This is a genomic window from Humidesulfovibrio sp., assembly GCF_035560995.1.
Taxonomy (GTDB): domain Bacteria; phylum Desulfobacterota; class Desulfovibrionia; order Desulfovibrionales; family Desulfovibrionaceae; genus Humidesulfovibrio.
Genome location: NZ_DATMYK010000031.1, coordinates 1 through 7,388, shown reverse-complemented (window position 1 = coordinate 7,388; position 7,388 = coordinate 1). Strand labels below are relative to the sequence as shown.

Sequence of the window (7,388 nt, the reverse complement as noted above, 5' to 3'; positions counted from 1 at the left end):
CCGCATCACCTCCACCCTCCGCTCGGCCTCCTTCCTCCCCGCCTCAGTCTGCATGCTGGCGGCGGTCTTGAAGAGCTTGCGGTAGAAGTGGTCGATGGTGAACAGGGCGTCGTCGGGTTCGCGGCTGGTGCAGAAGGGGTCCTGCGTGCTGTAGAAGGGCCGGTTCATGGTGCCCGCGCAGGCGAAGCAGCGGGCGATGCCGATGGCCCCGATGCCGTCCAGGCGGTCGGCGTCCTGCACCACCTTGGCCTCCAGCGTCCTCGGCGCGATGTTCGCGCTGAAGCTGTGCGCCTCGATGGCGTGGCCGATGGCCTCGTACAGCGGAAGTCCGAGCGTTGCGGCGCGCTCCGCGCAGGCCTGGGCCGAGCAGTAGCCGATGTCCTTCAGGTGGGCCAAAGCCTCCGCCGCCGCAAGGCGCGAGGCCTGGTCGCGGCGCGGGTCGTCCTTGGGCACGACAACGTAATCGTGCAGCCACGCGGCGGGGATCACCACGGTCAGATCCGCGCCCTCCGCGGCGGCGATGCGCTTGGCCGTGGCCACCACGCGCTCCAGGTGCAGCAGGTCGTGGGCCGGGTCACAGGCGCCCTCTTTCGAGAGCCGCGCGGCCAGGTGCGCACGCAGATGCGCCTCCAGCCGCTCCAGTGACTTGTCGCACCCGGTGGCGGCATCGGGACAACAGGACACGCCGAGGAAGCGGCCGGGGCTCATGCTACTTGTCCCCGTTGGCGGCGGCGCCCGGCTTTCCCGCGCCCGATTTCCCTGCGCCGACGATGACCATCTTGCCCTTCTTCTCGCCCGCGTCGATCATGCGCTTCAGCTCGCGCTGCCACTTGGGCCCGCCCAGCTTCTCGGCCAGGTGCTCCGTGGTGTGCAGCACGTCGTTCTTGCGGTGCATCTGCATCAGGCAGCGCTTCACGCCGATCTTGCACGAGGGGCAGCCCACGAGCACGGGCGTGTCGCGGTCCGGGCGCTTGGAATCGGGCCGGGCCAGGTCCGCGGCCAGCTGTTCCTTCTTGCGGTCGCGGATGCGGTTGTAAATGTCCGGGCTGGTGAGGGCCCCCAGGCCGGACTCGCCGCAGCAGCCGGGCGAGAGGCGCACCTGCGCGCCCAGGGCGTCGGCCAGCGCCTTGCGGTATATCTCCGGGGCCTTGACCTTGGGCACGTCCACCCATTCCGCGTGGCAGGCCGCGTGGTACAAGAGCTTCTCGCCCTCGCTCTTCGGCAGATCAAGCCGCGAGAGCAGGAACTGCACGATGTCCTGATGCTTCAGGGGCTCGGGGAGCTCCTGGCTGAAGTCGTAGGTCTCAATGGACTCGCGGCAGGTGCCGCAGCTGGTGACCAGCGTGGTGGCCTTCATGCCCGCGCGCCCGGTGGCGATGAGCGTGTCCAGGATGTCCTGGATGGTGCGGTGGCGGTTGGCGTTGTAGGCCTCGGTGCAGCCGCTGGCCAAAAGCGGATAGCCGCAGCACAGGTGCCGCTCCGGCAGCACCACGTTCACCCCGGCCTTCAAAAGCAGGTACACGCCCGCCAGGCCGATGTCGTGGCTGAAGAGCCCGGCTCCGCAGCCGGGGAAGTACAGCACGGTCTCGTCATAGGCGGCGGTGGGCGTGCGGAACAGCGAGTGCTCGGCCAGCCCCAGCTCCTGCGCGAGGTTGCGCAGGTCGATGAGCGGGCCCGCGCCCTGCAGGGCCGGGCTGGAAAGCCGCTTGCGGAAGTGGCCGGGCACCAGGCCGATGACGCTGTTGGCCGCGGCCTGACCAAGGGAAAGCAGCTTGGCCACCTTGGGCAGACGGCCGGAGGGGTCGTCGGCCAGGTGCGTCAACAGCGCGGTCTTGATGGGATGCCCGCCCTTGCCCTTGTATTCCAGGAACGAGCGTATCTGCAGCGCATTCGCAGCAGAATCAATTTTGACCGGGCACACGCCCTTGCACTTTCCGCAGGCCGTGCAGTGGTCCATGATGCGCCGCAGTTCGTCGAGCAACTCCGGCGAGGGCTCGCCGCCCTGCACCTGGGAGTAGTAGATGGCCTCGGTGAGGGCGCCCAGGCTCAGGTTCTTGTTGCGCGGATGGTACAAGAGGCCGCGCGCCGGGCTGTACATGGGGCACACCTGCTTGCACTTGCCGCAGCGGGTGCAGGTCTGCACGTTGCGCAGAAGCTCGATGAGGTTCTCCTTGTCCTTCAGCGCGGTCTTCTGCAAATCGCCGATGAGCCGGTTGAAGGAGAAGGTGTAGGGCTCCACCGGCAGCGCGCGGCGCGTCAGCTTGCCGGGGTTCAGCACGTCGCCGGGGTCCACTATGCGCTTGTAGGCCGCCAGGGCGTCGATCTTCTTCTGCGCCAGGAAGCCTATCTTGGTGATGCCGATGCCGTGCTCGCCGGAGATTTCGCCGCCGAGCTTCAGAACCTCGGCGAAAAGCTCGTCCACAGCCTCGTAGGCCTGGGCCATCATCTCGGCGTCGTTGGAGTTCACCGGCACGTTGACGTGGCAGTTGCCGTCGCCCGCGTGCATGTGGTTGGCGATGACGATGCGCTTGGCCTGAATCTCCTGGTAGATGGCCTCAAGCTCGCGATCCAGCTTGGGGAATTTGTCCTTCAGCTCGTGGAAGAGCATGCGCACCTGGCTGGCCAGTTCCTCGTCCGAGAGGTCTCCGGCCGTGGTGCGCTTCTTCAAAATGAACAGGCAGCGTTCGATGCCGAAGTCGATGTCCGGGTCGTCGAACGGAATGCCCGGCAGCTCGCGCACCTTCAAAAGCGCCTTGCGCGCTACCTTGGCCATGTAGACGAGGTTCAGGTTCTCCAGGAACTCCGCGAAGCCGGGAATGGCCCGCATGGGGATGACCACGTCCTCGTTGACCTTGAAGCCGGAGGTGCGCTTGGAGATGGCCGAAAGCTTGTGGCGGTCCTCCCAGAAGAGCTCGGCCTCCTTCTCGTCGCGCGCGGCGAAGATGTCGACCCCCGGATAGGGCTGGGCGATGGCCAGCACCGCGTCCACCGAGTCGGCCAGGGCCGCCTCGTCGTCGCTGTCCAGCTGCAGGATGAGCACGCTGATGGGGTCGCCCTCGTACTGGGCGGACTTCTTCTTGTACTCGATGGCCTGCACGTACTTGGTGCCGAATTCCTCCAGCGCGCTGATCTTCACGCGGTCGCCCTGGGTGCGGATGGCGTCGCGCAGGCCCACCACATCGCGGATGACGTACATGGCGTTCTTCATGCTGCGGCCGAAGAATTCCAGCACCAGCACGCGCGAGTACTTGGGCCTGTGGTACAGGGTGAAGGCGCAGGTGGTGATGATGCCGTCCACGCCCTCTTTCTGCACGCCGGGCAGGCCGCCCAGGTACTTGTTCGACACGTCCTTGCCCAGGCCCAGGCCGCGGATGTCCGTTCCGGCCAGGGTCACGGTGTCCTTGAGCCGGCCTTTTTCGTCCAGGATCTCGAACACGGCGCTCTCGCCCTCGAAGATCTTGTGGCCGGGGTGGTCCTTGCGGCGCACGGTGATGACCTCGCCGGAGGGCGTGACCATCTCGAACCAGGCGATGTTGTCGATGGTGGTGCCGTACTCGAAGGCGAAGGGTCCGCCGGAATTCTCCGAAATGTTGCCGCCAAGGGTCGAGCCCGCCTTGGAAGCCGGGTCCACGGTGAACAGCAGGTCCTGCTCCGCCGCGGCCTTGATGGCGTCCAGAGTGATGACGCCCGCCTGGGCGGTCAAAAGCATGGTGTCGGGATTGATGTCCACGATCTTCTTGAACCGCGCCAGGGAAAGCACCACCGAGCGCGAGAACATGGGAATGGCCCCGCCGGTGAGGCCCGTGCCGCCGCCGCGCGGAATGACGCCAAAGGCCATTTCGTTGGCCAGCCGCACAATCTTCTGCACCTGCTCGGTGGTTTCCGGGAACAGCACGAACAGCGGCAGCTCCAGGCGCAGGTCGGTGGCGTCGGTGGCGCACTCTATGCGCGTGTTGGGCGCATCGCCGATGCCTTCCACGGGCATGAAGGGCAGCAGGCGGGCCTTGAGCTCCTTGGCGAAGGCCTGGTCGGCCTCGTAGCGCTCCCAGAAGGAGGCCACGGCCCCGGCGAGCAGGCGCGGAAACTCGCCGGAGAGCCCGGGCCGGGCGATGGAGAGCTTGCGGTCCACGCTCTCGCGCACCAGGGGCGCGTCCACAAAGGGATTGTAGCGCACCAGGAACAGCTCGGCGGCCAGGCTCGTGGCCAGCTCGCGCACGTTGTCGGGCCACTGGGCGAAGCCGCCCTCCTCCGGGCTGGCGGTAAGGCCCAGCACCCGGGTCAGAATGCGTTCATCGGAAATGGAAATATGTGGGCCTATCAGGGGCATATGGCTTATGTCTCCAGGGGGGAGGGAAGGTTGCGGGGGGGATTGTGTCGCGCCTGCGAAGGCCGGAATATAGGTCGGCCCGGAACGCTTGGCAAGTGCGGCCCGGCCGGGGCGGCCGACGGGCCTTCGGAAACGTTCGGATCAGACCGTTGCGCCGTGCGCTGGACAGGCGGAAAGACTCCGGTTATGGGAATTGATTCTATCGAAGTATTGCCCTGCCCGAACATTCTTCTACCACGAGGTGACGCGTCCATGAGCACCCAGGATTTTGCCGACCTTCAGCTTTTCATCACCGGCCCGACGTTCATTCGCCCGGAGATCCGCGAAGCTGGCCTGCTGCCCGAATTCGGCCACCGCGATTCCGAGAACAACAAGCGCTTCGGCCCCGCCATGGCGGGCCTGAAGCTGCTGGCCGGCTGCGGCGACGACTACCACGTCATCCTGTTCAACGGTTCCGGCTCCAACGCCATGGAGGCCACCGTGCGCTCCCTGGTGGCCGATGACGAGACCGTGCTGAACGTCTCCGTGGGCGCCTTCGGCGACCTGTACCACAAAATGGCCGTGGTCAACGGCAAGAAGGCCGTGCAGCTCAAGTTCGAGCCCGGCCAGGCCATAGACATGGCCAAGCTCGAGGCCGCCCTCACCGAGCACAAGCCCGCCGTGGTCACCTTCACCCACAACGAGACCTCCACCGGCGTGACCAACGACATGAAGGCCATCTGCGCGCTCATCCGCAAGCACGGGGCCATGCCCCTGGTGGACGGCGTGAGCATCTTCGGCGGCGCCAAGCTCGACCTCTCCACCTCCGGCGCGGCCACCTACGCCACCAGCACCCAGAAGTCCCTGGCCCTGCCCGCCGGTTTCGGCATCCTCTTCGTCAATGAGGAAGCCGTGGCCAAGGCCAAGACCGTGAAGAACAAGGGCTTCGCCACGGACATCATCGGCCAGCTGGGCCGCGCGCAGAAGAGCCAGACCCTGACCACGCCCAACACCACCCTGGCCAACCAGATGGCCGTGCAGATCGACCACATCATCAACGTGGAAGGCATCGACAACCGTTTCGCCCGCCACCTGAAGATGCAGGCCATGGTGCACGAGTTCGTGGGCACCCTGCCCGGCTTTGAGCTCTTGGCCCCGGAGGGCCACCGCTCGCCCACCGTCACCGCCGTGCGCGTGCCCGCGGGCATGACCGTGGCCCAGCTCAAGAAGGTCAAGGAAGCCATGCGCGCCAAGGGCTACCTCTTCGATCCCGGCTACGGCAAGCTGAACACCGACCTGGAGGAAAAGGGCCAGCGCGTGCTCTTACGCCTGGGCCACATGGGCGACGTGACGCCGGACATGCTGGCCGCCTACCTTGAGGCGCTGAAGCCCGAACTGCTGAAATAAGGGGGGACGACAATGCGTATTCTTGCCAATGACGGCCTGAACGAGGAAGCCGTCGCCCTGCTCAGGAAAGAAGGCTTCACGGTGGAGACCGAGAAGCGCAGCACGGACGACCTGCTGGGCGAGATCGCCAGCTACGACGCCCTGCTGGTGCGCAGCGCCACCAAGGTCACCCGCGAGATCATCGAGGCGGGCACCAAGAACGGCGGCAAGCTCAAGATCGTGGGCCGCGGCGGCGTCGGCACCGACAACATCGACCTTGAGGCCGCCAAAGAGTGCGGCGTCATCGTCAAGTTCGCGCCCAACGGCAACACCAACGCCACGGCCGAGCACGCCTTGGGCCTCATGTTCGCGGTGGCCCGCAAGGTTCCCATGGCCCACCGCACCCTCATGAGCGGCGTGTGGCACAAGAAGCGCTTCGCGGGCAACGAGCTCATGGGCAAGACGCTTGGCGTCATCGGCTGCGGCCGCATCGGCCAGGCCCTGGCCAACAAGGCGCTCGGCATCGGCATGAAAACCGTGGGCTTTGACCTGTACCAGATCCAGGACTCCAACGTGGACTACCTCGAGAGCATCGACGAGGTGCTCAAGGTGTCGGACTTCATCAGCCTGCACACCGGCGGCAAAGACGCCATCATCAACGAGCGCGAGCTGAAGCTCATGAAGCCCACGGCGTACCTCATCAACGCCTCGCGCGGCAGCAACGTCAGCGAGGAAGCGCTGTACAACGCGCTCAAGAACGGCACCATCGCCGGCGCCGCGCTGGACTGCTACGAGAAGGAGCCCAAGCGCGAGGGCGAGCCCTTCAACTGCCGCCTGCACGAGCTGGACAACATCGTCATGAGCGCGCACCTGGGCGCCAGCACCAAGAACGCCGTGCGCAAGACCGGCCTTGAGATCGCCACCGTGGTGACCAAGTACCTGAAGCGCGGCGACTTCGGCAATTCCGTCAACGTGGGCGAGACGGTTGAGCAGGAAGGCAAGCGCATCTACTCCATCTTCATCACCCACGAGGACAAGCCCGGCATGTTCGGCAAGTTCGGCACCACCTTGGGCGAGCTTGGCGTGAACATCCGCGAGAACAACTCCCGCTTCCTGTCCGACTGCGTGCAGACCGTGTACGTCGTCCACCAGGAGCCCAACGAGGAAGTGCGCGAAAAGCTCATGGCCATTCCCGGCGTGAAGCGCGTCACCTACTAGGCCAACCATTCACCAAAAACGAAGCCCCCATCCGGTTCGCCGGGCGGGGGCTTTTTGCTGGCGCGCCCTTTGGCAGCGCGTTGCGGTCTGCGGAAGCCTTACGCTCCGCAAAGGGCCCTGCCCTTGGCCAGGGCAAACTCGAAGGCCTCTTCCTTATTCAGGCAGGTGTGCTCAAGGGCGAACACCCTGCCCGGACTGCCCGGGGCGTGTTTGCGCGCGGAGAGGCACGGCTCGAAGCCGCCCTCGGCGGTCTTTACGGCAAAGGGCCGGATCTCCCAGCCGTTCAGAAGCTGCATGCTGCCGGTGAACACACGCTTTCCTCTCAGGTCCATGGCTCTCCTCCTGTCCTTGATGCGTCCCCCGCGCGCCAACCGCCTCATGTTCTTCGCATCCTGGCATCGCCTGCGGCGGCACAGCGGGAAGCCCCACTTTACGCAGCGCAACACCCTGCAATCACAGCACTATGGAGACACTTCCA

General features: G+C 65.8%; 5 protein-coding genes. 2 read left to right on the top strand and 3 right to left on the bottom strand.

Features of this window, described 5'->3' with window-relative positions:
* Both VN419_RS01015 and VN419_RS01010 read right to left on the bottom strand, forming a co-directional pair.
* Positions 1 to 708 (bottom strand): HD domain-containing protein (locus tag VN419_RS01015; RefSeq protein WP_325643501.1); only part of this gene is annotated, 708 nt, incomplete at its 3' end.
* Position 709: 1 nt separating this feature from the next.
* Positions 710 to 4,327 carry an FAD-binding and (Fe-S)-binding domain-containing protein gene (locus tag VN419_RS01010; RefSeq protein WP_325643499.1) on the bottom strand — a complete coding sequence of 1,206 codons (3,618 nt, stop codon included), beginning with the start codon at positions 4,325 to 4,327 and terminating at the stop codon, positions 710 to 712.
* Positions 4,328 to 4,579: 252 nt separating this feature from the next.
* Here VN419_RS01010 and VN419_RS01005 point away from each other — a divergent pair, with 252 nt between their 5' ends.
* Together VN419_RS01005 and VN419_RS01000 are read left to right on the top strand one after the other, a co-directional pair.
* A complete protein-coding gene (locus tag VN419_RS01005) occupies positions 4,580 to 5,713 on the top strand; it encodes a pyridoxal-phosphate-dependent aminotransferase family protein (RefSeq protein WP_325643496.1) in 1,134 nt (377 codons plus the stop codon).
* A 12-nt stretch (positions 5,714 to 5,725) separates the two neighbouring features.
* Positions 5,726 to 6,910 carry a phosphoglycerate dehydrogenase gene (locus tag VN419_RS01000; RefSeq protein WP_325643494.1) on the top strand — a complete coding sequence of 395 codons (1,185 nt, stop codon included), beginning with the start codon at positions 5,726 to 5,728 and terminating at the stop codon, positions 6,908 to 6,910.
* Positions 6,911 to 7,008: 98 nt separating this feature from the next.
* On the opposite strand, the gene VN419_RS00995 is transcribed toward VN419_RS01000, so the two are convergent.
* Complete coding sequence (locus tag VN419_RS00995) at positions 7,009 to 7,242, bottom strand: hypothetical protein (protein ID WP_325643492.1); 234 nt, start codon at positions 7,240 to 7,242, stop codon at positions 7,009 to 7,011.
* Positions 7,243 to 7,388: the final 146 nt, after the last annotated feature.